At 58.1% G+C, this 20,460-nt stretch carries 41 protein-coding genes; 22 read left to right on the top strand and 19 right to left on the bottom strand.

Features of this window, described 5'->3' with window-relative positions:
• Window positions 1–12: 12 nt before the first annotated feature.
• From HY17_RS09480 to HY17_RS09390, 18 genes are all read right to left on the bottom strand, one after another.
• A complete protein-coding gene (locus HY17_RS09480; protein ID WP_034766157.1) occupies window positions 13–639 on the bottom strand; it encodes a hypothetical protein in 627 nt (208 codons plus the stop codon).
• 2 nt (window positions 640–641) lie between these two features.
• Window positions 642–1,376: a hypothetical protein gene (locus tag HY17_RS09475; protein WP_034766156.1), complete on the bottom strand. Its 735-nt coding sequence runs from the start codon at window positions 1,374–1,376 to the stop codon at window positions 642–644.
• 151 nt (window positions 1,377–1,527) lie between these two features.
• Window positions 1,528–3,192 (bottom strand): hypothetical protein, encoded by a 1,665-nt coding sequence (locus HY17_RS09470; RefSeq protein ID WP_197020259.1) that lies wholly within the window; start codon window positions 3,190–3,192, stop codon window positions 1,528–1,530.
• Between the two features lie 180 nt (window positions 3,193–3,372).
• Window positions 3,373–3,597: a hypothetical protein gene (locus HY17_RS09465; RefSeq protein WP_034766154.1), complete on the bottom strand. Its 225-nt coding sequence runs from the start codon at window positions 3,595–3,597 to the stop codon at window positions 3,373–3,375.
• A 24-nt stretch (window positions 3,598–3,621) separates the two neighbouring features.
• On the bottom strand, window positions 3,622–3,948 hold the full coding sequence (locus tag HY17_RS09460) for a hypothetical protein (RefSeq protein ID WP_034766153.1): 327 nt from the start codon (window positions 3,946–3,948) through the stop codon (window positions 3,622–3,624).
• Window positions 3,949–4,435: 487 nt separating this feature from the next.
• Window positions 4,436–4,993: a hypothetical protein gene (locus tag HY17_RS09455; protein ID WP_034766152.1), complete on the bottom strand. Its 558-nt coding sequence runs from the start codon at window positions 4,991–4,993 to the stop codon at window positions 4,436–4,438.
• Window positions 4,994–5,090: 97 nt separating this feature from the next.
• Complete coding sequence (locus tag HY17_RS20615) at window positions 5,091–5,876, bottom strand: site-specific DNA-methyltransferase (RefSeq protein WP_197020258.1); 786 nt, start codon at window positions 5,874–5,876, stop codon at window positions 5,091–5,093.
• A gap of 77 nt (window positions 5,877–5,953) precedes the next feature.
• Entirely contained in the window at window positions 5,954–6,358 is a 405-nt protein-coding gene (locus tag HY17_RS09445) for a hypothetical protein (RefSeq protein ID WP_034766151.1), read from the bottom strand.
• Complete coding sequence (locus tag HY17_RS09440; RefSeq protein WP_034766150.1) at window positions 6,355–6,534, bottom strand: hypothetical protein; 180 nt, start codon at window positions 6,532–6,534, stop codon at window positions 6,355–6,357. The genes HY17_RS09445 and HY17_RS09440 overlap by 4 nt, the downstream gene beginning before the upstream one ends.
• Window positions 6,531–7,289: a DUF1376 domain-containing protein gene (locus HY17_RS09435; RefSeq protein ID WP_034766149.1), complete on the bottom strand. Its 759-nt coding sequence runs from the start codon at window positions 7,287–7,289 to the stop codon at window positions 6,531–6,533. The genes HY17_RS09440 and HY17_RS09435 overlap by 4 nt, the downstream gene beginning before the upstream one ends.
• Complete coding sequence (locus tag HY17_RS09430; protein WP_034766148.1) at window positions 7,286–7,963, bottom strand: endonuclease domain-containing protein; 678 nt, start codon at window positions 7,961–7,963, stop codon at window positions 7,286–7,288. Before HY17_RS09430 ends, HY17_RS09435 begins: the two co-directional genes overlap by 4 nt.
• A 1-nt stretch (window position 7,964) precedes the next feature.
• Window positions 7,965–8,153 carry a hypothetical protein gene (locus tag HY17_RS09425; protein WP_034766147.1) on the bottom strand — a complete coding sequence of 63 codons (189 nt, stop codon included), beginning with the start codon at window positions 8,151–8,153 and terminating at the stop codon, window positions 7,965–7,967.
• Complete coding sequence (locus tag HY17_RS09420; protein WP_034766146.1) at window positions 8,150–8,512, bottom strand: hypothetical protein; 363 nt, start codon at window positions 8,510–8,512, stop codon at window positions 8,150–8,152. Before HY17_RS09420 ends, HY17_RS09425 begins: the two co-directional genes overlap by 4 nt.
• A gap of 426 nt (window positions 8,513–8,938) precedes the next feature.
• Window positions 8,939–9,346, bottom strand: coding sequence for a hypothetical protein (locus HY17_RS09410; protein WP_034766141.1), 408 nt, complete (start codon window positions 9,344–9,346; stop codon window positions 8,939–8,941).
• Window positions 9,343–9,735 carry a hypothetical protein gene (locus HY17_RS09405; RefSeq protein ID WP_034766140.1) on the bottom strand — a complete coding sequence of 131 codons (393 nt, stop codon included), beginning with the start codon at window positions 9,733–9,735 and terminating at the stop codon, window positions 9,343–9,345. Before HY17_RS09405 ends, HY17_RS09410 begins: the two co-directional genes overlap by 4 nt.
• Window positions 9,732–10,493, bottom strand: a complete 762-nt coding sequence (locus HY17_RS19925; RefSeq protein ID WP_034766139.1) for a DNA cytosine methyltransferase — start codon at window positions 10,491–10,493, stop codon at window positions 9,732–9,734. Before HY17_RS19925 ends, HY17_RS09405 begins: the two co-directional genes overlap by 4 nt.
• Window positions 10,494–10,497: 4 nt before the next feature.
• Window positions 10,498–10,650, bottom strand: a complete 153-nt coding sequence (locus tag HY17_RS20230) for a hypothetical protein (RefSeq protein WP_155843579.1) — start codon at window positions 10,648–10,650, stop codon at window positions 10,498–10,500.
• A gap of 719 nt (window positions 10,651–11,369) precedes the next feature.
• On the bottom strand, window positions 11,370–11,630 hold the full coding sequence (locus HY17_RS09390; RefSeq protein WP_155843577.1) for a hypothetical protein: 261 nt from the start codon (window positions 11,628–11,630) through the stop codon (window positions 11,370–11,372).
• Between the two features lie 74 nt (window positions 11,631–11,704).
• Between HY17_RS09390 and HY17_RS09385 the strand changes: the two genes are divergently transcribed.
• Complete coding sequence (locus HY17_RS09385; protein ID WP_051599884.1) at window positions 11,705–12,016, top strand: helix-turn-helix transcriptional regulator; 312 nt, start codon at window positions 11,705–11,707, stop codon at window positions 12,014–12,016.
• Here HY17_RS09385 and HY17_RS09380 read toward each other — a convergent pair.
• Window positions 12,013–12,378 (bottom strand): hypothetical protein, encoded by a 366-nt coding sequence (locus tag HY17_RS09380; protein ID WP_034766136.1) that lies wholly within the window; start codon window positions 12,376–12,378, stop codon window positions 12,013–12,015. The two genes, HY17_RS09385 and HY17_RS09380, sit on opposite strands and share 4 nt — an antisense overlap.
• Window positions 12,379–12,499: 121 nt before the next feature.
• On the opposite strand from HY17_RS09380, the gene HY17_RS09375 reads away from it, so the two are divergent.
• The 21 genes from HY17_RS09375 (at window position 12,500) to HY17_RS20695 (ending at window position 20,410) form a co-directional block, all read left to right on the top strand.
• Window positions 12,500–12,781, top strand: coding sequence for a hypothetical protein (locus HY17_RS09375; protein ID WP_034766135.1), 282 nt, complete (start codon window positions 12,500–12,502; stop codon window positions 12,779–12,781).
• Window positions 12,781–12,957, top strand: coding sequence for a hypothetical protein (locus tag HY17_RS20225; protein ID WP_155843575.1), 177 nt, complete (start codon window positions 12,781–12,783; stop codon window positions 12,955–12,957). Before HY17_RS09375 ends, HY17_RS20225 begins: the two co-directional genes overlap by 1 nt.
• Entirely contained in the window at window positions 12,954–13,208 is a 255-nt protein-coding gene (locus HY17_RS09370; RefSeq protein ID WP_034766133.1) for a hypothetical protein, read from the top strand. The genes HY17_RS20225 and HY17_RS09370 overlap by 4 nt, the downstream gene beginning before the upstream one ends.
• Complete coding sequence (locus HY17_RS09365; protein ID WP_034766131.1) at window positions 13,205–13,414, top strand: hypothetical protein; 210 nt, start codon at window positions 13,205–13,207, stop codon at window positions 13,412–13,414. Before HY17_RS09370 ends, HY17_RS09365 begins: the two co-directional genes overlap by 4 nt.
• Window positions 13,407–13,820, top strand: a complete 414-nt coding sequence (locus tag HY17_RS09360; RefSeq protein ID WP_034766129.1) for a hypothetical protein — start codon at window positions 13,407–13,409, stop codon at window positions 13,818–13,820. The genes HY17_RS09365 and HY17_RS09360 overlap by 8 nt, the downstream gene beginning before the upstream one ends.
• Entirely contained in the window at window positions 13,817–14,014 is a 198-nt protein-coding gene (locus HY17_RS09355) for a hypothetical protein (RefSeq protein ID WP_034766128.1), read from the top strand. Before HY17_RS09360 ends, HY17_RS09355 begins: the two co-directional genes overlap by 4 nt.
• A gap of 1 nt (window position 14,015) precedes the next feature.
• Window positions 14,016–14,513 (top strand): hypothetical protein, encoded by a 498-nt coding sequence (locus HY17_RS09350; protein WP_034766127.1) that lies wholly within the window; start codon window positions 14,016–14,018, stop codon window positions 14,511–14,513.
• 3 nt (window positions 14,514–14,516) lie between these two features.
• Entirely contained in the window at window positions 14,517–14,876 is a 360-nt protein-coding gene (locus tag HY17_RS09345) for a hypothetical protein (RefSeq protein ID WP_034766124.1), read from the top strand.
• On the top strand, window positions 14,869–15,051 hold the full coding sequence (locus HY17_RS09340; protein ID WP_034766122.1) for a hypothetical protein: 183 nt from the start codon (window positions 14,869–14,871) through the stop codon (window positions 15,049–15,051). The genes HY17_RS09345 and HY17_RS09340 overlap by 8 nt, the downstream gene beginning before the upstream one ends.
• Window positions 15,051–15,224, top strand: coding sequence for a hypothetical protein (locus tag HY17_RS20220; RefSeq protein WP_155843571.1), 174 nt, complete (start codon window positions 15,051–15,053; stop codon window positions 15,222–15,224). Before HY17_RS09340 ends, HY17_RS20220 begins: the two co-directional genes overlap by 1 nt.
• The gene (gene bet, locus HY17_RS19920; protein ID WP_081813073.1) at window positions 15,217–16,113 is read left to right on the top strand and encodes a phage recombination protein Bet; all 897 of its coding nucleotides are present in this window, start codon (window positions 15,217–15,219) and stop codon (window positions 16,111–16,113) included. Before HY17_RS20220 ends, bet begins: the two co-directional genes overlap by 8 nt.
• A complete protein-coding gene (locus HY17_RS19370) occupies window positions 16,097–16,786 on the top strand; it encodes a hypothetical protein (RefSeq protein ID WP_155843569.1) in 690 nt (229 codons plus the stop codon). The genes bet and HY17_RS19370 overlap by 17 nt, the downstream gene beginning before the upstream one ends.
• Complete coding sequence (locus HY17_RS09325; RefSeq protein ID WP_051599882.1) at window positions 16,786–17,178, top strand: recombination protein NinB; 393 nt, start codon at window positions 16,786–16,788, stop codon at window positions 17,176–17,178. Before HY17_RS19370 ends, HY17_RS09325 begins: the two co-directional genes overlap by 1 nt.
• Entirely contained in the window at window positions 17,175–17,423 is a 249-nt protein-coding gene (locus HY17_RS09320) for a hypothetical protein (protein WP_034766120.1), read from the top strand. Before HY17_RS09325 ends, HY17_RS09320 begins: the two co-directional genes overlap by 4 nt.
• Window positions 17,423–17,782 carry an HNH endonuclease gene (locus HY17_RS09315; protein WP_034766117.1) on the top strand — a complete coding sequence of 120 codons (360 nt, stop codon included), beginning with the start codon at window positions 17,423–17,425 and terminating at the stop codon, window positions 17,780–17,782. The genes HY17_RS09320 and HY17_RS09315 overlap by 1 nt, the downstream gene beginning before the upstream one ends.
• A complete protein-coding gene (locus HY17_RS09310) occupies window positions 17,779–18,252 on the top strand; it encodes a hypothetical protein (RefSeq protein WP_034766113.1) in 474 nt (157 codons plus the stop codon). Before HY17_RS09315 ends, HY17_RS09310 begins: the two co-directional genes overlap by 4 nt.
• Window positions 18,239–18,652 carry a hypothetical protein gene (locus HY17_RS09305; RefSeq protein ID WP_034766109.1) on the top strand — a complete coding sequence of 138 codons (414 nt, stop codon included), beginning with the start codon at window positions 18,239–18,241 and terminating at the stop codon, window positions 18,650–18,652. Before HY17_RS09310 ends, HY17_RS09305 begins: the two co-directional genes overlap by 14 nt.
• A gap of 119 nt (window positions 18,653–18,771) precedes the next feature.
• Window positions 18,772–19,467 carry a Lar family restriction alleviation protein gene (locus HY17_RS19365; protein WP_197020256.1) on the top strand — a complete coding sequence of 232 codons (696 nt, stop codon included), beginning with the start codon at window positions 18,772–18,774 and terminating at the stop codon, window positions 19,465–19,467.
• On the top strand, window positions 19,457–19,654 hold the full coding sequence (locus HY17_RS09295) for a hypothetical protein (RefSeq protein WP_034766107.1): 198 nt from the start codon (window positions 19,457–19,459) through the stop codon (window positions 19,652–19,654). Before HY17_RS19365 ends, HY17_RS09295 begins: the two co-directional genes overlap by 11 nt.
• Window positions 19,641–20,129 (top strand): hypothetical protein, encoded by a 489-nt coding sequence (locus tag HY17_RS09290; RefSeq protein ID WP_034766102.1) that lies wholly within the window; start codon window positions 19,641–19,643, stop codon window positions 20,127–20,129. Before HY17_RS09295 ends, HY17_RS09290 begins: the two co-directional genes overlap by 14 nt.
• A complete protein-coding gene (locus HY17_RS20695; RefSeq protein ID WP_034766100.1) occupies window positions 20,126–20,410 on the top strand; it encodes a helix-turn-helix domain-containing protein in 285 nt (94 codons plus the stop codon). Before HY17_RS09290 ends, HY17_RS20695 begins: the two co-directional genes overlap by 4 nt.
• The last annotated feature ends 50 nt before the right edge of the window (window positions 20,411–20,460 follow it).

The raw sequence follows: 20,460 nt of genomic DNA, 5'->3' as shown, positions 1-20,460 counted from the left end.
TCTAAGGCGCAATTATATGTCAGGCTGGCTGACACTCAGTTTCAGGGAAGCGCCAGAGCTGTAGCTATTGGCTTGCAGGCGCATGGCTGTGGTTGCGGGTTCAAGTACGAACTTCACCGAAGCCGTGATATCCGAAGTATCCACCGTATCGTCAGGCAGGTCCTGCCAATCGATGTCCTGCTGGGTAATGCCTGCGCCCATACGATCAAGCGTTGCCTGTACGGTGTAGTTGATCGTTCCGGTAACAGTGACCCATCCGGCTGCCTGGTGACTGCGCCAGTTGAGCGGGAGCGTTGGCGTGGTGAACTCATCAGCCCAGCCCACATCCATCGTGTTGGCACCAAGCGTTGCGGATATAGCGACACTCGTGACTGTGAGGAAATACTTTGTTCCCGTAACAGTCGTGGCATTTGGGCCGGTGATAGCCTCTGTAAGCGCACCACCATCTGCATCCGTGCCCGTGATGGTAATCGTCAGGGCTGAAATGTTGGCAGCACTGGTGATCGTGACCAGGTGAGCAAGGCCGTCACCTGCCGAAGTTGCCGCCTGCGTGACAGGGCTTGTCGCCCCCGTCGCAGCAGCAACAAGCCCATTAGTGTCCTCATCGGACGGGCTGTAGGTTTTTGCAAACGGTCTCATGATCAGCGCTCGATGGCCACCAGAACCCAGTCCACGGCCATGAAATCAGCCGCGGCATCGGAATTGTGAATCTCCATCACCAGCGTCAGGTCCGTGTCCGGGATGTAGTCCGTAGTCGCCACGTCCACGCTTTTCTTCAGGACGCCATCGACATAGACATGCACGTATTTGACGCCATCGTAATAGGCCAGCACTTCGGTGAGGTTGTTCGTACCTTCAGCATAATCTGCGACGGTGCCAACTGCCGTTGTGGTGGAGGCGCTGGCGCCCTTGCCAATCACGAAGTCGATATTGGCATCAGCGGTGTCCACGCGGAATAGGACCACATCCTGCGGCAGTCCGCCCTGGAGGTCGGTGTCAGTCGAGGCAAGGCCAATCGCAAGGAAGTTCTTGTCCACATCGGAGGAAGAGAACTTTGCCCCAACCCAGAACTTCTTGCCGATGGTCAGCTTGAAGGGCTCTGCGCCCGTGCCGCCAAGGGCAAGCTGAGTGGAATCAGCCGCGTTGTCTTCGTTCAGGATGTTGAGGACACCGCCAGTCGTGGCGTCGATGGTGCGTGCTGCAGCGCCGCCCGTGTCCGTATCAACAACCGTCACCAGCCAGTCGCCAGCGGCGTAGGTGTGGAAGTCGTTGAAATAGGTCTGGTAGGCAATCGGGCTCGGGAATGGCAGCGAAGCGTAAGCGCTCGTCGGGCTGACATTGGTGATCCCGTTCGGGAAACGTGTTGGGGATGCCATGTCTGTAGTCTCCATTGCTCCGCGTCCCCAGCCGGAGAAGGCCAGTGGATCGCACACCAGGGCGCGGAAATGTTAAGCGATCAGGAAGCAGGAGCCGAAAGCCATAGGCTTACTCCTGTATTCTTTGAAGGGATTGAGAGGTTAGGACGGGTCAGGTGGAGAAGTCCCAAGCTTCAGGATCAAGGCAATAGTCACGGGCATCTGCCTGGGATTCAGGAATGACCGGCCAGACAGACGGAGGGCCTGAGACAATCGCGCGAGTGTTCCAACCCCAGTGGTTCTGAACTCCTGCACCAATGGCGTCAGCGCCGCCGCTGGCGGTAAGCCGGAAATCCCCGTTTGCAACCGTTCCGGAAAAATCCGGGTTTGCAATCACGCTGCTGGCATCCTGCCCCGTGGCAGTGCGCCAGCTTGCGATGTCGGTGTAGTTCGTGGAGTTGAACCGGAGGTTCACGTTTCCGGTCGGATTGTAGAACACGTTGTTGTTGCCGACATAGGTCACGGTACTCGGGATATCGAGCATATAGCTGCCGGGGCCATAAAAGATGCAACCGTTGACGTTCATCGTCGAGCCCGCCCACCCCGCAAGCTGGATCATCTTGGGGCGGTTCGCCGAGCCGCTGTAGAAGATGCAGTTGGTGAACGTGAACGCGCCAACCGTATTGAACCGGATCATCTCAACGCCGCTGGCGTCGGCAGAGTAGAATATACAATCCACGAACGTCACGGACAGGCTTCCAGCAGCCGTCAGCTTCGTGAACACGATCTTGTCGAACAGGCCGTTGCCGGGGTTTGACATATCGAAGATGCCGCGCCGGACGATCAGGGTGCCGTCATTTCCGGCGACAGGCTGGGGCGTCTTGCGCGTGTAGATATTGGTCAGCGTGCGGGCCAGAGACAGACCGGAAAACCCACTCTTGACGCCACTCGCACCGCACTGGTCCATCGTCAGCGAGGCAAAATAGTCACTCGGGGACGAGGCGCCATGGGAATAAAACCCGGTCACTCCGTTTACCGGGGCAGTGTCTGCTGCAAAGCACCGCGTATAGGCCACCGACAGGGAAGTCGGGTTGTCCACATAGGCCACGAACAGCGTATTTGCTGGCTCCGATACGGTCGGCGGGTCAGACCGGAACGTCACGATGTCGGTGACTTCTCCGGAGCCGATAGAATGGTTGTGCTTGCCGCCATCCGCCGAAACCATTCGGGACACAGAAGCACCGGTCTTGTTCAGCGTGTCAAATGAACCATTATTGGCCAGCGTTCGGGCCGTCTCCAGAAGGCTTACCGTACCGCTGTTGCCGAGGAAGATGCCCCGGCGCCGCTTGCCAGCCTCGTATACACTCCCGTCGCTGTTCGGGTCTGTTGTTGAATAAATCTGCAGCGTCCATGGCGACCCGTCAGACCCGACAGCGGTCACGAACTGGCCGTCTGCCGTCAGGCTCGCCGCGTCGGCAATGCGCGTCATCAGCGCATCGTCCTTGAACATGATCAAGCGCTCGGTGCCTGAGGCATCATGCGTCCAGCCGGTTTTCTCCCAGACATTGCTGAGCGTGGCGTGGGCCGTCCAGCCTGTGACAACATCGTCACCTCGGACAATCGGAAGGCCATTTGCAGGCAGCGCCCCGATGCCGGTGACCGATACGCCGCTCAGGGAGGATAGTTCCAGGGGCTCCCGCCATTCGCTTCCGGCCACCAGCGCAATCCGAACATTATCCCCGAAAGCCAGCGCGGCCGTTTCTACCGCCCCGAGTGTCTGGAACGCTCCCGCCAGACTGGTCCCGTCATTACTGTCCGACCCACTCACGCTGTCCACGTAATAGTCATACGTGACAGCAGCACTCCCAAGCACGCCACTGACAGGCGACCTGATGACGCTACGGATAGGAGATCGGATAAGGACCAAGCTAGCCGTCCTTGTTCAGAATGCCCGCCATGCCACCCAGAGCGCAGAGCAGCGCTATGACGGCTGTTCCCCAGATGAGGGCGGCGGCCATTACTTCACCAGCTTGTTGTTGCTGTAGACCACGATGCCGGTAGCAATAGCGCCCGCAATGATGATCAGTTCATTCAGCGGCTCAAGCCACGCAAACAGCGGGGGATAGCCGGACAGGATGAACTTGCAGGCAAGCGCAACCATGACGGCTGCAGCGAGAAGGTAGCCAAAGAAGTTGATGGCACCGCCAAAGGACTTCTTCTGCTCAGGGGTAAGAAAGGCCATCGGTGTTCTCCTTGCTGGCGCGGGTTAGTCTGAAAGGCCGCCGTTGGGTTTAGCGGTGGCGGTTTCGTCTTCAGGGAGCTCGTAATGGGCGGGATCGCTGGAGGGCGGATCGAAGATGCTGGCGTCGATACCGGGCGTACAGAAGCCGGGCTCTGGCGTGGGGCGCGGGTGGATGCCGGTGGCCGCATAAACCTTCCCGTAATCCTTGTAGACGCGCATTGCCTCTTCGGCTTCGCGTTCCATGCGCGCCTTAGTTTCGGCAGCCTCACAAGCAGCCTTGTATTCCGGGCTGTCCAGTGCGTCAGCGGCTTCCAGGGCCTTGCGCATAAGCTCGCGTTCTTCGTCTGTCATGGGTGCTCCTGTCTCAGCATGGGAGTGTGCCGCCGTTGCCGTCACTTGCAGTCAATGGTTTCGATGGGTTGTTGACTTTGGCGACACACGCCGATGCTGGGAAAAGTTGGCCCTCCCGCCACTAGGGAGATCTGGGGAATCACAGGAGGGCCTAGGGAGATGGGTGAGAACGCCAAGAAGGACTTGAAACACGCTCTCACTTTTAGAACGCGAAAACCCCAGACCACGGAGCCAAATAGGCAATTGCGGTCTGGGGCTCGCTTAGTAGCCGGAGGGTCTAGGGGGGCTGAGATGCCGACTACGCTGCCCGGTGAATCTGGATGCGAATTGTGCTTATATTGCGGCAAGGCTTCGCACGCCGGGGGAAGCGCCTCGCTATTGCGGTAAGCCGTTCGCCCCTGTCCCTGCTAGCGGCTCGGCCACAAGGGCTGCCGTCTGATCAGCAGTTCACGCACAACATGAAGTGTTTCGCCGTCCACGTCAAGCGTCAAGCAACCTTTACAACCAGCTCAACAGGAACCTCTGCTTCAAGTTCCCACATCTCCTGCTTGAACGCCACCTTGATCTTGCCGTTCACGACGCTTGCCCGGATCACCTGCGCGTCAACGCCCGCAAAGCCGTGGCTGTAGCTGGCGACCTTCTCGCCGTCCGAAAACTTCACGCCCGTGGCTTCATGCAGGCGCGGCACGTCCACGTCTCTGAACAGCCCTCTGGGCGGTGCGGTCCAGAACTGAACTGCCGCTGTAGAGAGCACAGGGCGCCGCTGGTGGCCGTTTCCGTCACGGACCAATACAGGGCGCACCTGTACCGGCATGTAGTCCTCACGGCTCAGGAGCCATTCCTGCTGAGGGGTCAGGTCCAGTGCCACGTAGTTTCCTACGTACCGCGGGCGGATCTTGGGGTTCGGGCGCTTCGCCTTGGCATGGCGGTTCACGCGGGTATGGGGGAAGGCCATCAGCATGTAAGGCTCGATATTGCGGCGGCGGAGTTCGCGGGCGGCAGAGGCCTGCTTTGATGGCGGGGTCATGTACAAAAGCCAGGTCATCTCGAAAGCCTCCTGATCCAGTCATGCGGTATCTTGTCCGGAACAATGCCCATGGTGATCAGGAAGATCAGGAACAGGGTTGCGTCTGTGGAGGGGGTCATGCTGCGCCTCCATCAAAAAGGTTTCCATTGACGGGCTTTGCGGGCTTCGGCTCATCAAACAGGCGGGGCTGCTTCCATGCTTCACGCACGCGCTTGCAAGCGATGTCGAAGTAACCGGGGTCCAGTTCTATGCCGATGAAACGGCGGCCTAGCTGTAGGGCCGCTACGCCTGTAGTGCCGGAGCCCATGAAGGGGTCGAGGATGGTTTGGCCTTGGTTTGTGAAGTCGCCCAGCAGTTCGCGCATCAGGCTGACAGGCTTTTCAGTAGGGTGCGCTCCGTGCCGAGACGAACCGTTGACGCAATGCGTGTAGACACCACGCTTGCCGCCTGCGTTCCACGACCGATACCCAGTGCCTGCCCATGCTGTCACAAAGCACTCAGCACCACGCGCAGGCCCCTGCCCGTTAAAACGAGGAGCGGAGTCTGGCTTTACCCAAAAACAGGTCGTGTCGAACTTGGCTTCGGCTGCCTGCAGATTGTCACGCCACTCCCGCACGCCTTCGGCCAGCGTAAACAAGATCACCCATCCGGAACACACAGCGACACTCATAGCAGCAATTTTTGAGCGAGAGGCATTTACCCCGTCGAAACCGAGCGATTGAATCATTTGCTGACCGTCATTGCGACGGATGCGCCCAATGGCTTCGTGCAGCTCATCTTCGTAAGGCGGATCTGCAATCAGGTGATCCACCCGCCCCAGCGCTGGCAGTATCTCAAGGCAGTCCCCTTCAATCAGGACAGCATCCCCGATATATTCAATCCGCTTTGCGCCTGCGGCCATGATGGCGTCATGACGTTCCCGCATGGCATCAATCGCGGCGTCGTAGCTGGCAGCGGAGTCTTTACGCGGGCAATAAGTCACGCTGCGTCCTCCACGATTTCCACAGCACCCTGTGGAATTTCAAATTCGCCATATCCTTCAAGCCACTGGACTGCCCAAATGGCCCCGATATGCGCGCGGTGTGTCTCGTAGGCCGCAACCATTTCATCCGTCAGGGCTTCAGGGCGCGTGCCATAATGCTTGGCAGAATGCTGGCGGGCTCCGTACAGGATCGTTGTGTGATCCCGATGGCAGAGACGTCCGCAGATTGGCTGGCTCATGGGTGGGCGGTTCGGGTAAAGCACGCGCTCTGCAATGAGCAGGTGGTGGTATACCTGGAACCTCTTGTGAGCGATTTCCCTGCGCTTGTTCTGTTCGCGGAGTTGGGTCAGCGTGATGCCGGCAGCCTTGCAGGCGCGGGCTAGTGCGGGTGAGATGATCATGCTTCATCCCCCAGCTTTTTCTCCAACATCTTGATTTCGGCATCCGCGATAGCGCTCATTGTCCAAAGCCCGGACATGACCAAATAAAGTAGCCACAATGGCGGGTGCCAAATTCCTTCATCGAACGCCGCCCAGATAGTGAGCCCCAAAAATGCTATTGCTGTTGTCCACTTCATGCCCGTTCCCCTTCTGTCAGTGCTTCATTGCTCCGCCCTCCGTTGATCGGGATGATCACGGCAGGGCGCTTGTGTTCGCGTGGCTTATGCGATTGCTGCTCAGGACAGGTGATGCTCAGGCCCAGGTCGCGGAGCGGAGCGCGGAGCTTTTCCTGAAAGTGGTTGCGCGAGAATTTGCTGCTGACAACGAAAGCGTCGTGCTCGCTACACCAGCCCGCAACGGCGTCCTCCAGTCGGTCCAATTCGGTTCGGAGGCTTCCCCCTTCCCCGATGACGGCGCGTAGCCTGTCCAAGGCAAGCGCGCCGTCAGGCGGCAGTTCTTTCTTTTTTCTTTCTTCTAAAAGAGGGACAGATTTTATTGGATTTTCTGAGGCAGTTTCGCAATTCTTTTCCGTATCTTTCGCGAAAAGTGCATAAAGTTTCGCAATTCTTTCGCGAACTCTTTCCGGAACTTTCGCCGAACTTTCCCGGCAATAGGTGTGCATCTCCTCAAGAGCGCGCTCGTCAACGATGCCGCCACCGGGCACTTCCACGATGCGGCCCTTGTCCAAAAGGGACTGCCGCACACGGTTCCATTTGCGGGCATTGGAGTTGCACCAGCGGGCAATCGTGCGGTCATCCACATAGATCGCATCGCCGGCATGATACATGCGCATGACGATCTGGTTGTAGAACGCCTGTTCGTCTGTATCGAGATTCTCCATGCCCAGGATGAACTGGTCCGGATAACACTTGAACCATGGGGAAACGCTCATTTGCTCAGCCCTCTCTGTTTTCTGTGAAGTTCCGCAAGCCCTGCGCGGTAGGCTGTCACGATGTCCCACTGGAGGCCGTCAAGGGCCTTTCCGACTTCGTCTGACAGCGGGATAACGCCAGCCGCGATTTCACTTCCTGTGAAGCGGAGAACCGGCCAGCCGTTCTGCATCAGGATGCGGTCACGTCGCTTGTCGCGGTTGACCTGATCCATGTTGTCACAATGGAACTCTGCGCCATCGCACTCGACAGCGATGCGGGCGAACGAACCATAGCGCCAGTAGCAGACGGCAAGGTCCAGACGGAAACCGCCTACCCAAAGCTGTGGGATAATCTGGGCGCGAAGCAGGCCCTTGATGGGCTGATGGCCGGCCCGCAGGATAACCGGCGCGCGGCCCTCCTGTTCCAGCGTGCCTGACAGCAGCAGAGCACGCATCATGTGATACTCGATCCAGCTCTCAGTCTCGTTGGTCAGGCCGAGCCGGTTGATACGGTCACCCAGATCCTCCGGCGGTCGGAAGTCTGCGTCGAACTCAAGTTCGTCGGTCCAGTTGTTGGTATACTCGCCGTGATAGTAGTTCAGGCGCTCCCAGTCCCGCTCAAAGGAACCAGGGTAAAGGCGACGTAGCCCCTCATCCGGAAAGCCCGGAAACAGGTTTTGAATAGCGGTGCTCATATCAGCCCCAGCCCCTTTCCTTCTTCTGTTCGTTGATGTCGTTTAGCGTTGCCTGCATGTCCGCCAGCGCGCGTTTTGGGTTGCTGGGCAGGCGGAGGTTGCTGTTCGGGTTCACGCCCCTGTAGAGCCGCGCCAGTTCGTCAGCGGCGATGGCTTGGAGGAGAGCGCCGTAACGGTCGATGTCGCTCATGCGGCCCTCCGTTCAGCGCGGAGTTCTTCGATGGCTTCCAGGATTTCGTCTTCGTGGCGCTTGGACCAGCCGATCATGGTGCTGCGTGCTACGCCAAAGCAGCGGCCTACGTGGGTCCAGTTCATCAGGCCCAGATGCGCCTGTGCACACATCAGGGCGCGCTCCGCTGTTTCCTGATCAGACAGGCCGGACTTGTGTCGTCCATCCGTCAGGGCGCGGTGCAGGTCGTCGTGCTTCTTGAGGAACTGCGTCACTGCTGGACGGGAGACACCCAAGGCACTGGCAAAGTCGCTCATGCAGCCTTCACGTGCTGCAACTTCCCAGCCAATGCGGAGCTTTTCACGGTCGCGGGGGGTCATGCAGCACCTCCGGTAAGGTGGAGATACAGAAAGTCCGTCTCGGTCATCTTGGCGGTCGTCTGGCCAGTCATCTCGCTAGGCGAAGAATACTCGCGCACCTCGACTGGACGTCCGCACTCTGGGCAATCGCCATCAGCCGTGATGATTATCTCGTTTCGACCAAAGCGCTCCCGCCTGATACAGTCCCAACGCGGCCGGAAATCGTGCATTGTTTCGCGGCAATGCGGGCAGACTGGACAGTCTTCGCCTTGGTGATATGTGACAGACCTCTTTGTCATCTCCACCCCCGCACGGACTTGGAATTGCGTTCGTACCGAGCTTCACCAATGGCTTTTGCTTCTTCAGCGTCCTTGGCTCTCAGGCGTGCGATGCGGGCAGCTTCGAGTGAGCAGTTAAGGCAAGTGTGGGATGGGGTGCAGCGGCAGGTCATGCGGCCTCCACGAACACGACGCCACCACTGCGCATTTCCAGTTCGAGCAGATACTCTGGTATCTTCAGTTTGTTCCGAAAGGCCCACGCCACCGACGTGCGCAACTTGCTTGCGCCGAAAACTTTGCCGTCCGGATCAATCCATTTGCGCGTGTAGAAAACGCGCGTCGGGTATTTCGGGCCGGGTTTGTGGAGCGAAACAACGGTAAGAAGCATTTGCCCCATACCGTCACAGACCGGATAGCTGCTTTCTCCATAAGGATCTGCGTACTCGTTCTCAAATCCCGGCTTCCATGCGCCGAGATCGTGCAGATCCCACTCGTTGCGATCTTCCGAATTATCGACCTTGAGAAAGGGCCACGCCACCGCGTAGGTTTTCTCAATCTCTGGAAGCCACTCACTCATGCCGCCACCTCAATATGCGCCGTGTACGTCCAGCAGCCCCCTGAGAGCCGCTTGCTTTCCATGGCGTCTGTTCCATAGTGTTTCCGGATGTCGCGCAGGCGGGCGGATATGGACGCCTCTGGAAAGCCTGTTTCGCGGGCGATCTCCTGAAGGGTTCGCGCTTTGCCGTCTGCCATCAGTTCAACGACAGTGCAGAACTGGGCGCCCAGACGTTCGCGGTCCCGTGCAGGGTCATACGTCGCCCCGCCGAAGTGATTGAAGGCTTTCGGGGATGCGCACGTCTCGCAGATGCAAGCCTTGTGTTTAAGGCTCGGCACCTTGTCCACGGCATCGTAGGGCCATGTGCGGCGGCATTCTGCACAGGTGAAGGTGCGGTCTTCAGCCGTCAAGCAGCCTCCCCGATTGCGGAGAGGTAGGCGCGGCCTAAGAGTTCTGGGATCTGAGGGACTACGGCGTTACCTAGCGCGTATAGACGCCGACGCTCCATCCCAACGGATAGCCCATCGCAATCTCGTACCAGCTCGACACTTGCGTCCAGGTAACCCCAAGCATCAAAAGCTGTGTGGCCATACTCGGGGAATGCCTTGAACGCGCGGCCAAATATGCTGTTGTCCGGCTCAGATCCTTGCCATCCCTGGCCGCTGGGGTAGGCCACAATATAGAGCCGTTCCCGCTTGTGAGGCGCGCCCATGGCTGACGCTGATATGACTTCCCATTCCGCATCGAACCGGATTTCGGCCAGCGCTCCGAGAACGTCTCCGAACCCGCGATTAAGCAGCTCTGGGACGTTTTCCATGAAGATGACCTTGCATCCCAAGTCGCGTGCAAGACGAACGACGTGGACAAACAGGCCCGTTCGCTCTCCAAGAGTGCCCTGCCCAGATTGGTTTGCGATACTGGCGTCCTGACAGGGAAAGCCGGCCGCGATGGCGTCTGGATAGATTCCGCGCTCGTGGAGAACAGCGGCAGTGAGCGTGCGCACATCGTCATGAATGTAAGCCTCCGGATGGCGCGCTTTCAGAATGCGCTGGTTGTGCGGGTCAATTTCGCAATGAGCGACAACATGGCCTACGCCGGATTGCTCCAGGCCATAGCCAAGCCCGCCCGCGCCGGAAAACAGATCAAGGATTGAAAGCCCCTCGCCCATCGCCCTACCCCACCTGCGCCGCGATGAAGCCAAACACAGCCCCGATGCAGAACGCGACCAGAGGCACGCCAATGACCAGAGCGCCCGCAATGACGAGGCCGCAGAGATTGAAGCCGTATGTGGCGAACTCGCTGGGGGCTTGCTGACCGTCAGTCATTGTACGGCCCTACGCTTTCGGTACGCACGGACGAGCCATCACCTGACCCGTCCGCCGTTCCTAGCCTCTGCGCTGCAGCCACAGGGCACTGGGTGGAATCCATCGTGGTCCTCACCTGCCCAGACAAGTTGGCGGGAAGCCGGAGCCCGCCATTCTCCCTAATAACGCCTCTCCAACCTTCGCCAGTGATACCCTCTGGGCCACTCCCAGCCGGGGGCGAGGTCGTCAACGAAGCGCGTTCGCTACGGGGTCTTGTGTGGAGATTGTTCTGACCGTCAGTCATCGCGCACCCCGTGTTGTGGAGTCGCCGCTACAGTTTGCGGGAAAAATGATTCCACTTGCACGCGGATTCCGGCGTGGTTAACGTTGCGGTATCCACAGCCCCTTGGGGGGGCACTATTGCCAATTTCGGCATTCTCCTGCACACAAGAACGGGAGAACATAATAAGAACATTTGAGGATGGGGAGACGCCATGAATCTGGTTGACAGACTGTTTGACATTCCGCCCGATATTGAAGTCAGGAACGACGGCATCTGGGCTTGGCTCAAAACTTACGGTGTCGATGGATGCAGTCTCGTCCGAACCGGGGAGCGATGTCTCCTCACACCACACTGCGCCCTCGCTCATGGCAAAGCCCTGCTCGCTGCTTACATGGAATGGGAGGCCATGCAGGCGGAACAGAACGTCAGGGCTATGAAGCGGGGCGCGGGGTAGCATCTAGGCCACCGCCTTTCCGCCAGCCGCTTTCAGCTTGCGCTCATTCTCGGCTGCCTTTGCAAGAAGCTCGTAGGTAACATCAATGCCGTTCTGCTGTGCATGTTGCACGATAGACGGGTGATAGTGTTGCGGAATGTAGCCGTTGCGGCTACGCCACGAAGCGACCGTCTGGTAAGGCACATCCTCACCTCGGGACTGAATGATGTCGCGAACTGAGGAGATTCCCCCCAAGCGATCAAAAATGTCGTGTATCCTGATCATGGGAGGGATTATGCGTTGCGCATAAAACGGTGTCAATGCCCCGCGCATAACTTTTCAAAGTAGCTTGCCGGACTATGGAGACGCGTGGCGACAGACTGAAAAAGGCCCGGATGGATGCGGGCTACACGACCGTCAGGGCCGCGTGCGATGCTTTCGGCTACAAGTACCCGACATATGCGGGCCACGAGAACGGCTCACGGGAATTCGATTTTGATGAGGCTGAACGCTACGCCAAGAACTATAGCGTGGACGTGATGTGGCTCATGAACGGAAAAACGCCCGCCAAGGGCGAGCGCGCTGAAGTCATCGACATCTGGTCCCGGATTCCCGAAAGGGATAGGCAGGCCGCACTGAACATGCTGCGCGGCCTCGCCAAGAAAGGCTAGTTCGGATCGTAAGGGTTCACGTAGGGGTTTGTCTGCGTGTAGCTGAACGGCTTCCCGTTACTGTCCCTGCCAGTCGTTATGGTCGTATTGCCATACGTCTGCTGCTGCATGTTCCAGGATTGGCCGTTAGACGCCCTGCCCTGCGTGTTCGTGGTGTTTCCATAGGTCTGACTGTTCTGCGTCCATGTAGAGCCAGTCTTGGCGTTGCGCCCCTGCATCATGGTCGTGTTGCCAAACTTGTTCACCGTGTAGGTATTGCCGGCTGAATCCCTGCAGGTCTTGAACGTATCTGTTCCATAGCATTGCGCGCTCGCCGGTAGTCCCAGAGCCAACACAGCCCCAGCCAGAATCATTCCCCTCATAGTGGTCTCCTTTCGTGGCTGGGTAGAGCTTACGGAAAATAATTATGCCCGTTGCATAACTTTTCCCTTGCATTGATTTATGCGATGCGCATAATGGGCTCATAGCAGAAAGGGCTGACAGATGGCAGACATTGCAATTCACACCCACGGCAATATCGCGGTCGAGTTGTTTCAACCGCTCAACAACATGTCGATTGTGCTGGTCGCAAACGGTGACCACGTAAACCTCTTCGGCATCGACGCCGCCCGCGCATGGGCCCTGTTCGATATGTTTCGGGACAGCGACACGGGCTTCTATTACGGCGAAGAAAGCATGCATCGGATCGGTGATGATCCGGTCCGTGCCGCTGAACTGGTAGCCCGCGCACGCGCCGCCACGCTCGAAGTCGAGGTGGCTGCATAATGCGCAAGCTCATCATCCACACAGAAAACGTCTGCCCGCCGATCCCGCTTCGCAGCATGGACTGGCAAGCAACGGAGGACGGCTACGAGCCCGGTCATCCGATTGGAACTGGACCGACCGAAGAGGCCGCAGTTCTGGACCTCATCGAACAGCTTTTTGAGGAGGCCGCAGCATGATCTCCGATAAAAGCAGCTGCTTTGATCACGGCGTCCGGATTGGCGAAGTCCTCTCCATGACGCTTGCCGCAATGGAGGTGAGCTTCGGCAAGCCTGACCGTGACGAGGTTCTCCTGCTGGCAGAGTCTATCACTGAAAGCCTGTGGGATCGTCTGGACGTTTCAGAGACCCATTATGAGGAGGTGGAACGGGGCATCCGGTTCTCTTGTGACCTGTATGCGGACGTTAAGGCTGTGAGGGTCGCAGCATGATCGGCGCAAAAGGCATCACCGTTCTGGCTTTTGGCAGCTCATCGGGATTCTGGGAGCCGTACATGGCCTACCCCAGTAATGGTCCTTACCCGTCCAGCAAGGGTCCGCCAAAGGATTTTGCATTTGTCGCGATCGTCAATGGTGACCGGTTCGGGATTAAGCCTGCCGGAAAGCGCGACTTTTACTGGGAGCCGTCTGATGACTGACTCATTCACAGACACACTGAAAGAGCTGGTTGGTAGCGCGTCAAACCCGACGAACTTCCATGTCAGCGCAAAGCATCCAACACGGATCGTGACAGAGACTGGCTTCTGGGTCGCTGAAACTGATCCGATGCACAAGGGCTGGCCGCTTCAGGAGAACGTGGCGGAGCTTATCGCCTATCTGCTGAACCACGCGGAAGACATTGTTGCGCTTGTGGAAGCGCTGGAGCGGATCAGGCCTTCGCTTCTGAAGGTTGTCCGCAAACTGGACTTTGGCGCCCCCTGCTCTCCCGAAGAGTTTGCTCGCGCCTTCGATGATCTGCGGTCGTTCTTTTCCGAAGACGAGATTGCCTATGGTGAGCTGGACGAGCACCCGCTGTTGTCCTCCCGTCTGGAGGCCAAGCCATGACCTACGGCCCGATCACCCAAGAGCACGAACGCGAGCGCCTGGAATCCAAGATCGCTGAAATCCGCGAGGACATACAGGCCCTCTGGTTCAGGAACAACGAGTTCGCACGATATCGCGCAATGAAAGCACGGGAAGACCAGCAACTGGAGTGCGCAGCAAGAGTCCTTCGGGGCAATGCGGAAACGGAGAATTAAGATGCTTAAAACACTGACCCCGTTTACGATTGAGAGTCAGCTTGCTGAATACCCGAAGCCGCTTATCGAGCGCCCGGAAATCATACCAGTTGAGCACTACGAAGCAATCAAGAATGCAGGCGGGTATCTGTGGCCGGTTGGCTCTCGTACCATCGACGGAGCCGCGCAACACGACAGCGATTACGACTTTCTGGTCCTGTCGAAAGATCGGATTCCGGATGTGTTTGGTAAGCTCGGGTATGACCTGCTTTTAGGCGGCGCACACTACGATCCATCTGAAGGCCGCTTCAATAGCTGGCGGCTAGGATTTGTGAACTTCATTGCAACGGATGAAATCGAGTTTGTGAAGCGCTTCCTTGTGGCGAACGAAGCCGCCAAGCGCATGTCCCTCAAGTCACGGAACGACAGGGTGACGCTCTTTCAAGCTGTCCTCTACTGCCGTGTTGCCGATGAACCGAAAGCATCTGTCCTTCGGGGCGATGCGCTGGATGGAGAGTGAGAGATGTCACACCGCAAAGATTGGATGACAGACGATCAGTGGGAATGCGTGGAAATGCTCGCAGACCTGTTTCGTGGATTTCATCACATCTACGGACCAATCAAGCCGTTCGGGGAAGGCATCGCGTATGCCGAACCCGGAAGACGCATGGCAACGTTCGATTTCGACTACCTGACCCGCGCCGTCATCATGGCTCATGATAGGTGCATTCGCCTTGAAATCGCAAGCTGCAATCCGGGTCGATTCCGGATGATCCTACACAAGCGCCACAAGCGCGAAGGTAAGATGCACGAGCGCCACCCGACAATTCATGAAGCTGTAGAGCGGTACCACATTCCGGATACGGAGACAGCCAATGTTTGATCTTGAGCACGCAATTCACCGCAACACCGCCGCCCGCCTCTCAGGCGCAACAAAAGCTTCAGCACGCCTTCTTGAGAAAGCCCCTGAAGCAAAGCGCTTAGCTGCCATGCCGGAGCATAGAAGGCTCGCAAGGATGGCAAGGGATAGCTGGATGGCAAGCAAGGAGACGATGTGATGGACCCACGCCCTGCATTCAAAGGATATATCGAGAAGCGCGGAGGCAGAATTGAGGTCAACGTAACGCTCTGTAGTCGGTCGGATATTGCAGAGTTCGTGAAGTGGCTCAACGCCTTCGAGATGCTCCTGCCTGAAGAAACACCACCCAACGGAGACGACGACAATGGCTGACGGCTACCAAATCGCAACGACTGAGCACCGCGCGCCAATGCTGGCAGGTGACCAGATTGACCTAATCAAGCGCACGATTGCGAAAGGCGCGACAGACGATGAACTACAGCTGTTCATCAGTCAGTGCAACCGCACCGGACTGGACCCATTCGCTCGCCAGATCTACGCGGTGAAGCGCTGGGACAGCTCGGTAAAGCGTGAAGTCATGAGCGTGCAACTCAGCATCGACGGCTTTCGTCTGATTGCTGAGCGATCTGGAAAGTATGCCGGCCAGGTTGGCCCGTACTGGGCTGGCGATGATGGCGTCTGGAAAGACGTGTGGCTTTCATCGAAGCCGCCTGTGGCTGCCAAGGTTGGCGTCATGCGCTCGGACTTCAACGAACCCTGCTGGGGCGTTGCGCGCTTCGATGCCTATGCCCAGACCAAGAAAGATGGCGGGCTGACAATGATGTGGGCCAAGATGGGAGACGTCATGATTGCCAAGTGCGCCGAAAGCCTCGCACTCCGCAAGGCCTTCCCACAGGAATTGTCCGGGCTCTACACGGCTGACGAAATGGGTCAGGCAACGCAGCCAGAGGAACCGGCACAGCAAGTCACACACGATGAAACCATTGTCGAAGCTGAACAGAAGGCCCCGGCAACAAAGGGTGCGTCCCGTGATCTGTACGCTGAACTGCAAAAGCAGATGCGGGATTGCGAGTCTGCCGCTGAGCTTCAGGCCTGGGGCTCTGGAAACGCCACCCGCCTGCGTGCGCTACCAGAAGACTGGTATCGCGGGATCAAGAACGAATACTCCGAACTGCTGACGGCTTTCATCCACGATGAACAAGAAGCCGCCCGCGAACAACAAGAACTCGAAACAGGACTGCCCCATGACAATGCTGCATAACAACCCGCCGCCCGCCGCCGAACTCTTTGCGGAGGAAATCGACAGCCTGAAAGCCCGCGCTGAGGCATTCGGTGAAGTTACTGATGCTAATGCCGGAGAGGCAAGCGACCTTATCAAGCTGGCCAAAAAACTGGCCAAGGACATTGATGACAAGCGCAAGGAAGAGAAGCAGCCGCATCTCGACGCCGGGCGCCAGATCGACGGCACCTACAATCCGCTGGTAGACGCTGCCAAGAAAGCGGTTGCCGCCGTCGAGAAAGCCCTGACAGCCTTTGTCGTAGAGCAGAAGCGCAAGGCGGAGGAAGCCCGGCGCGAGGCAGAGCGCAAGGCCGCTGAAGAGGCGGAGAAAGCCCGCAGGCTGCAAAACGACGCCCTGCTGGCCGAAGACGCCGCGGCCGCCGCGAAAGCCGCTGAGAACGAAGCCAAGCTGGTAGCCGCGGAAGAAAAGCAGGCTGGCAACGTCAAGGGCTCTGAGGGTTTCCGGGCAAGCGGCCTTCGCACTGTCCGGAAAGCCAAGATCACCAACGCCACAATGCTGGTCACGCACTACATGAGCCGGCCGGAAGTGATTGAGCTTTGCGAGCGTCTGGCGAATGCGGACATTCGCGCGGCCAAGGGTGCACAGGTCGCAATTCCTGGCATCGAAGTTGTCGAAACGGATACGCTGGTCTGATGGCCACCTACCGCGTGTCATCCGAGGCCCAACGCCAGACGCTTATCAGGGACATCCTGAAGGCGCCCTTGGGCTTCGTGGTGACCGCGCGGAGGAACAAGCGGAGCAATGACCAAAACGATTTGATGTGGGTGCTTCTGACCCAGTACGCCAAGCAGGCGGAACTCCGTGGACAGAAGTGGAGCAAAGAACAGTGGAAGTGCATCTTCATGCAGAAGCTGGGGCACGAGGTCCACGTCCTTCCGACTCTGGACGGGCAATCCTGGTTTCCTGAAGGCCATCGTTCCAGCCAGCTTTCAAAGGCGGAAATGAGCGACATGATTGAGTTGATATATGCGAGCGCTGACGATTTCGGCGTGGATCTGGAAGAACACAAGGAAGCCGCAGCATGATGAACACGCACATAAACGACCTCCAGGAACAGCTTGCCCGTGTATGCGCTGAAAGAGATCGGCACCGGGAAGCGCTGCTGCGCCTTGTCGTGGCGGGTGTTCGCGGCGGTTATCGCGACAGCTGCGGAATGAACATTAAGTCCCACCCAGCTTTTGACCACGCTTATGTGGTTCTTACCTGCGACTCCGAAGGCAACAATGTTACGTCTTTGACGCGCCTCGTGGATGATCTGGGGGACTCGTAGTGGAGAAGCGCAAGCCCCTCAGCCGTCGCGAGTTCGGCCTCCTGATTATCCAGCAGGAAGGCAAATGCGGCAAGTGCGCTTGTCGGCTGGATTTTACCCAACCGAAGCGCGTAGTCGATGAACACCTTCATCCGCTCGCTGACGGCGGCGGAAACGAGATCACCAACCGCGCGCTCTATTGCTACGAATGCGCCAAGGGGAAGACCGTCAAGGAAGTGACACCCCGTGCCAAGTCGAAACGTTACGCTGAAGGCCGGACACAATACGACAAGCGGAAACGTGCTGGCGGTTCACGGATCAAGTCACGCGGGTTTCAGCCGAAGCCAGCCGGATACAAGTACCAATGGAGCAAGAAATGACCCCCGAGCAACTGGAAGAGATCGAAGCACGGGCTAAGGCGGCAACGACCGAGCGTGGCGGTGATTGGTTTGCGTTCCAGTGCCAGTACCGCTGGCATGGCAGCAAGCCGATTTTTGAAGACGGCACATGGTTTATCCAATGGAGTTCAGAGCCGGAAACGATGCCGGTTGCAACCGTTGATTTTGGTGATGACCATGACGAGCCGACGCGCGAATCCGCCTGCCATATCGCAAAGCACATCGCAGGCATGGACCCCACCACCACCCTCGCCCTCACCGCAGCTCTGCGGAAAGCGTGGGAGGAACTGGATAAGGCGCTCTACATCAATGAGACTGGAGTAGAGCGTATGCGGACCATGCTTTCCCACGCCGGAGTGTGGGTTGATCCAATACTGCTGTCATCTGCGGTTGGCCTCTATCTTGAGACCGTCACCCGCGCCCTCAAGGAGCCCACCCATGACCAAGACTGAAACCCTACTGGCCCTCGCCGCCCGTGTTGAAGCGGGGGAGACGGGGCGGGAGCTGGATGCGGAGATTTTTGTCGCATTGGGGTGGGTCCCATCTGAGGCGGCATTGGTCGGCGGAACCGAGCCAATTCTGATGGTTACCCACCCGGATCACGTCGGCGGCACACACACGCCACTGAAGATCACCACCTCTCTCGATGCCATCGCCGCACTGACTGAGAGAGTGCTGCCGGAAGGAAAGTGGGAAATATCGACCGGGCGTCGATGCCCAGGCGAAGACTGCTGGTGGGCCACGGCCATCATAGGCGCGAGGCGCTATAAAGTGCACGCCCCCACCGAACCCGCCGCCCGCCTTGCCGCCCTGCTGAGGGCGCTCGCTGAGAAGGAGAAGGAAGATGGGTGATCCCGATGTATGCCCGCCCTGCCGCGTATGCGGCAATGATGTGGATGTCTACGTATGGGATCCAAAACACCCTGAGCGGACGATCTGCTGGGAGTGCTGCCAAGACGGAGCGATGCATCATGACGAAGAGACTGGGCACTCCTTCACGTACCATCATGGCGAAGGCTGGACCTGCGACTACTGTGGCATTGAGCGCCGGTATTCAGACTACGATTACAGTGGAGACTTTGACCGTGACTAACATCACCGAACAGATGCGCCAGCGTATTACTGAACTGGAGGGGTTGAGGCCGTGTCCGTTCTGCGGCGGCGAAGCCGAGATTATTAACATTGACGAAGGCGAAAACGCGGGTGGGTCGTGCGTGTGCTGTAAGCGTTGCATGGCCAGCGGAAATATCGAGTTTGACCGTAAGGAAAACTTTGTTTCGAACTGGAACCGCCGCGCCACCTCCCTCCTCTCCGCTGTCCCGCCAGCCAGTGAGCCGGACGCGGACGTGGTGGAGCGGGTGGCTCGGGCCATGTTTGTTTCGGACCCGCCAGCAGGTATGATCGGGCCAGATTGGGACACTGGAGCAACTCTCGGAAAAGGGAACGCAACAAGGCATAAATTTCATGCTCTAGCCCGCGCAGCCCTCTCAGCCATGCGCCCCAGCGTAGATGCCGAAAAGATCGCGGGGATACGTGCGCGGCATGAGTCAGTCGCGGACATGGCAGATGATGAGTGGGACAACCGCATTTACACCATCGCGGACGATGCGTTCTCAGACCGCGCTTTCCTGCTTTCAGTGATTGAGGGAGTGAACCATGACGATTGATGAAGCACTCGAAAACCTCCGCAATGAGGTCGTGACGTTCTGCTTCCTGATCGAACAGCGAGGTGACATCTCGGAGGACGTTAAGTTGCGCGCTGAGCGGGCTCGTAAAGCGGTGTACGGCATGGCGAGGGCTGTATCAGCCAAACAACCGGTGTTTGCCGCAGGGGGAAGCCATGACGAAGATTGATGAAGAGGCTCTGCATGCCGCAAAAATGGCATTTGCAGATGCCATGACAAAGCAACGGATCGGAATTGGTTCGCTCGATAGGGACGACTTGGCACTCGTCGCAGAAAAAACGGATGCTATGCTGGAATCAGCTCTGTCCGCCTACCTCACCGCCATAGCGGAAGAAGGCTATGTGATCGAACAGGGGTGGAGGCCGATTGAGACGGCGCCGCCATATACCGGAGAAGTCGAATTATACCGGGAAGACGCTGGCGTTTTCTGGGGCGAGCGCACGACACTGGAAGAAAGCGGATACATCTCCGAGCAAGAGATCGAAAGCGGACAATGGTCTAACGAGGCTCTTGAGGCGCTTGACTGGTGGTATTGGGGCCCGAACGGCGCTGTGCGCCTTGAGGGTGTCGAAATCCCGACCCACTGGCGCCCACTTCCAGACCCACCCGCCATGATCTCCAAAGCAGAGGAGCCCGGCCAGTGACACGCCCCGCGCCTCTCCTGACCGTGCAGCAAGCGGCTGAATACCTCGCCTGCTCGGATTCCACAGTGCGCAGGCGCGTGGATGAAGGTAAGTTGCGCTCGGTCAAACTTGGGAAACTTTTGCGGTTCAGGGTGGAGTGGCTGGAGGACTATATCGAATGCGAAAGTACAGCCTTAAACGCCCCATCATCAATGGAAAGCGAAGCCGCGTCTGGTTCGTCACGTGGTCCGAGAATGGCCGCAGTCATCGCCGCTCTACCGGCGAAACGAATGAAAGGTTAGCAGAAGAATGGCGCGCACGATTCATCACCGCAATGGAAATGCCAGAACCG

The organism is Hyphomonas sp. CY54-11-8 (genome assembly GCF_000682735.1).
Lineage (GTDB): Bacteria > Pseudomonadota > Alphaproteobacteria > Caulobacterales > Hyphomonadaceae > Hyphomonas.
The sequence above is the reverse complement of the archived record's forward strand: the minus strand, read 5'-3'. Positions and strand labels throughout refer to the sequence as shown.

What these genes read in the sequence shown, in the direction of transcription:
- HY17_RS09480 (WP_034766157.1), bottom strand. Translation starts at nt 639, where the DNA reads ATGAGACCGTTTGCAAAAACCTACAGCCCGTCCGATGAGGACACTAAT.
- HY17_RS09475 (WP_034766156.1), bottom strand. Translation starts at nt 1,376, where the DNA reads ATGGCATCCCCAACACGTTTCCCGAACGGGATCACCAATGTCAGCCCG.
- HY17_RS09465 (WP_034766154.1), bottom strand. Translation starts at nt 3,597, where the DNA reads ATGGCCTTTCTTACCCCTGAGCAGAAGAAGTCCTTTGGCGGTGCCATC.
- HY17_RS09460 (WP_034766153.1), bottom strand. Translation starts at nt 3,948, where the DNA reads ATGACAGACGAAGAACGCGAGCTTATGCGCAAGGCCCTGGAAGCCGCT.
- HY17_RS09455 (WP_034766152.1), bottom strand. Translation starts at nt 4,993, where the DNA reads ATGACCTGGCTTTTGTACATGACCCCGCCATCAAAGCAGGCCTCTGCC.
- HY17_RS20615 (WP_197020258.1), bottom strand. Translation starts at nt 5,876, where the DNA reads ATGGCCGCAGGCGCAAAGCGGATTGAATATATCGGGGATGCTGTCCTG.
- HY17_RS09445 (WP_034766151.1), bottom strand. Translation starts at nt 6,358, where the DNA reads ATGATCATCTCACCCGCACTAGCCCGCGCCTGCAAGGCTGCCGGCATC.
- HY17_RS09440 (WP_034766150.1), bottom strand. Translation starts at nt 6,534, where the DNA reads ATGAAGTGGACAACAGCAATAGCATTTTTGGGGCTCACTATCTGGGCG.
- HY17_RS09435 (WP_034766149.1), bottom strand. Translation starts at nt 7,289, where the DNA reads ATGAGCGTTTCCCCATGGTTCAAGTGTTATCCGGACCAGTTCATCCTG.
- HY17_RS09430 (WP_034766148.1), bottom strand. Translation starts at nt 7,963, where the DNA reads ATGAGCACCGCTATTCAAAACCTGTTTCCGGGCTTTCCGGATGAGGGG.
- HY17_RS09425 (WP_034766147.1), bottom strand. Translation starts at nt 8,153, where the DNA reads ATGAGCGACATCGACCGTTACGGCGCTCTCCTCCAAGCCATCGCCGCT.
- HY17_RS09420 (WP_034766146.1), bottom strand. Translation starts at nt 8,512, where the DNA reads ATGACCCCCCGCGACCGTGAAAAGCTCCGCATTGGCTGGGAAGTTGCA.
- HY17_RS09410 (WP_034766141.1), bottom strand. Translation starts at nt 9,346, where the DNA reads ATGAGTGAGTGGCTTCCAGAGATTGAGAAAACCTACGCGGTGGCGTGG.
- HY17_RS19925 (WP_034766139.1), bottom strand. Translation starts at nt 10,493, where the DNA reads ATGGGCGAGGGGCTTTCAATCCTTGATCTGTTTTCCGGCGCGGGCGGG.
- HY17_RS20230 (WP_155843579.1), bottom strand. Translation starts at nt 10,650, where the DNA reads ATGACTGACGGTCAGCAAGCCCCCAGCGAGTTCGCCACATACGGCTTC.
- HY17_RS09390 (WP_155843577.1), bottom strand. Translation starts at nt 11,630, where the DNA reads ATGATCAGGATACACGACATTTTTGATCGCTTGGGGGGAATCTCCTCA.
- HY17_RS09385 (WP_051599884.1), top strand. Translation starts at nt 11,705, where the DNA reads ATGGAGACGCGTGGCGACAGACTGAAAAAGGCCCGGATGGATGCGGGC.
- HY17_RS09380 (WP_034766136.1), bottom strand. Translation starts at nt 12,378, where the DNA reads ATGAGGGGAATGATTCTGGCTGGGGCTGTGTTGGCTCTGGGACTACCG.
- HY17_RS09375 (WP_034766135.1), top strand. Translation starts at nt 12,500, where the DNA reads ATGGCAGACATTGCAATTCACACCCACGGCAATATCGCGGTCGAGTTG.
- HY17_RS20225 (WP_155843575.1), top strand. Translation starts at nt 12,781, where the DNA reads ATGCGCAAGCTCATCATCCACACAGAAAACGTCTGCCCGCCGATCCCG.
- HY17_RS09370 (WP_034766133.1), top strand. Translation starts at nt 12,954, where the DNA reads ATGATCTCCGATAAAAGCAGCTGCTTTGATCACGGCGTCCGGATTGGC.
- HY17_RS09365 (WP_034766131.1), top strand. Translation starts at nt 13,205, where the DNA reads ATGATCGGCGCAAAAGGCATCACCGTTCTGGCTTTTGGCAGCTCATCG.
- HY17_RS09360 (WP_034766129.1), top strand. Translation starts at nt 13,407, where the DNA reads ATGACTGACTCATTCACAGACACACTGAAAGAGCTGGTTGGTAGCGCG.
- HY17_RS09355 (WP_034766128.1), top strand. Translation starts at nt 13,817, where the DNA reads ATGACCTACGGCCCGATCACCCAAGAGCACGAACGCGAGCGCCTGGAA.
- HY17_RS09350 (WP_034766127.1), top strand. Translation starts at nt 14,016, where the DNA reads ATGCTTAAAACACTGACCCCGTTTACGATTGAGAGTCAGCTTGCTGAA.
- HY17_RS09345 (WP_034766124.1), top strand. Translation starts at nt 14,517, where the DNA reads ATGTCACACCGCAAAGATTGGATGACAGACGATCAGTGGGAATGCGTG.
- HY17_RS09340 (WP_034766122.1), top strand. Translation starts at nt 14,869, where the DNA reads ATGTTTGATCTTGAGCACGCAATTCACCGCAACACCGCCGCCCGCCTC.
- HY17_RS20220 (WP_155843571.1), top strand. Translation starts at nt 15,051, where the DNA reads ATGGACCCACGCCCTGCATTCAAAGGATATATCGAGAAGCGCGGAGGC.
- bet (WP_081813073.1), top strand. Translation starts at nt 15,217, where the DNA reads ATGGCTGACGGCTACCAAATCGCAACGACTGAGCACCGCGCGCCAATG.
- HY17_RS19370 (WP_155843569.1), top strand. Translation starts at nt 16,097, where the DNA reads ATGACAATGCTGCATAACAACCCGCCGCCCGCCGCCGAACTCTTTGCG.
- HY17_RS09325 (WP_051599882.1), top strand. Translation starts at nt 16,786, where the DNA reads ATGGCCACCTACCGCGTGTCATCCGAGGCCCAACGCCAGACGCTTATC.
- HY17_RS09320 (WP_034766120.1), top strand. Translation starts at nt 17,175, where the DNA reads ATGATGAACACGCACATAAACGACCTCCAGGAACAGCTTGCCCGTGTA.
- HY17_RS09310 (WP_034766113.1), top strand. Translation starts at nt 17,779, where the DNA reads ATGACCCCCGAGCAACTGGAAGAGATCGAAGCACGGGCTAAGGCGGCA.
- HY17_RS09305 (WP_034766109.1), top strand. Translation starts at nt 18,239, where the DNA reads ATGACCAAGACTGAAACCCTACTGGCCCTCGCCGCCCGTGTTGAAGCG.
- HY17_RS19365 (WP_197020256.1), top strand. Translation starts at nt 18,772, where the DNA reads ATGACGAAGAGACTGGGCACTCCTTCACGTACCATCATGGCGAAGGCT.
- HY17_RS09295 (WP_034766107.1), top strand. Translation starts at nt 19,457, where the DNA reads ATGACGATTGATGAAGCACTCGAAAACCTCCGCAATGAGGTCGTGACG.
- HY17_RS09290 (WP_034766102.1), top strand. Translation starts at nt 19,641, where the DNA reads ATGACGAAGATTGATGAAGAGGCTCTGCATGCCGCAAAAATGGCATTT.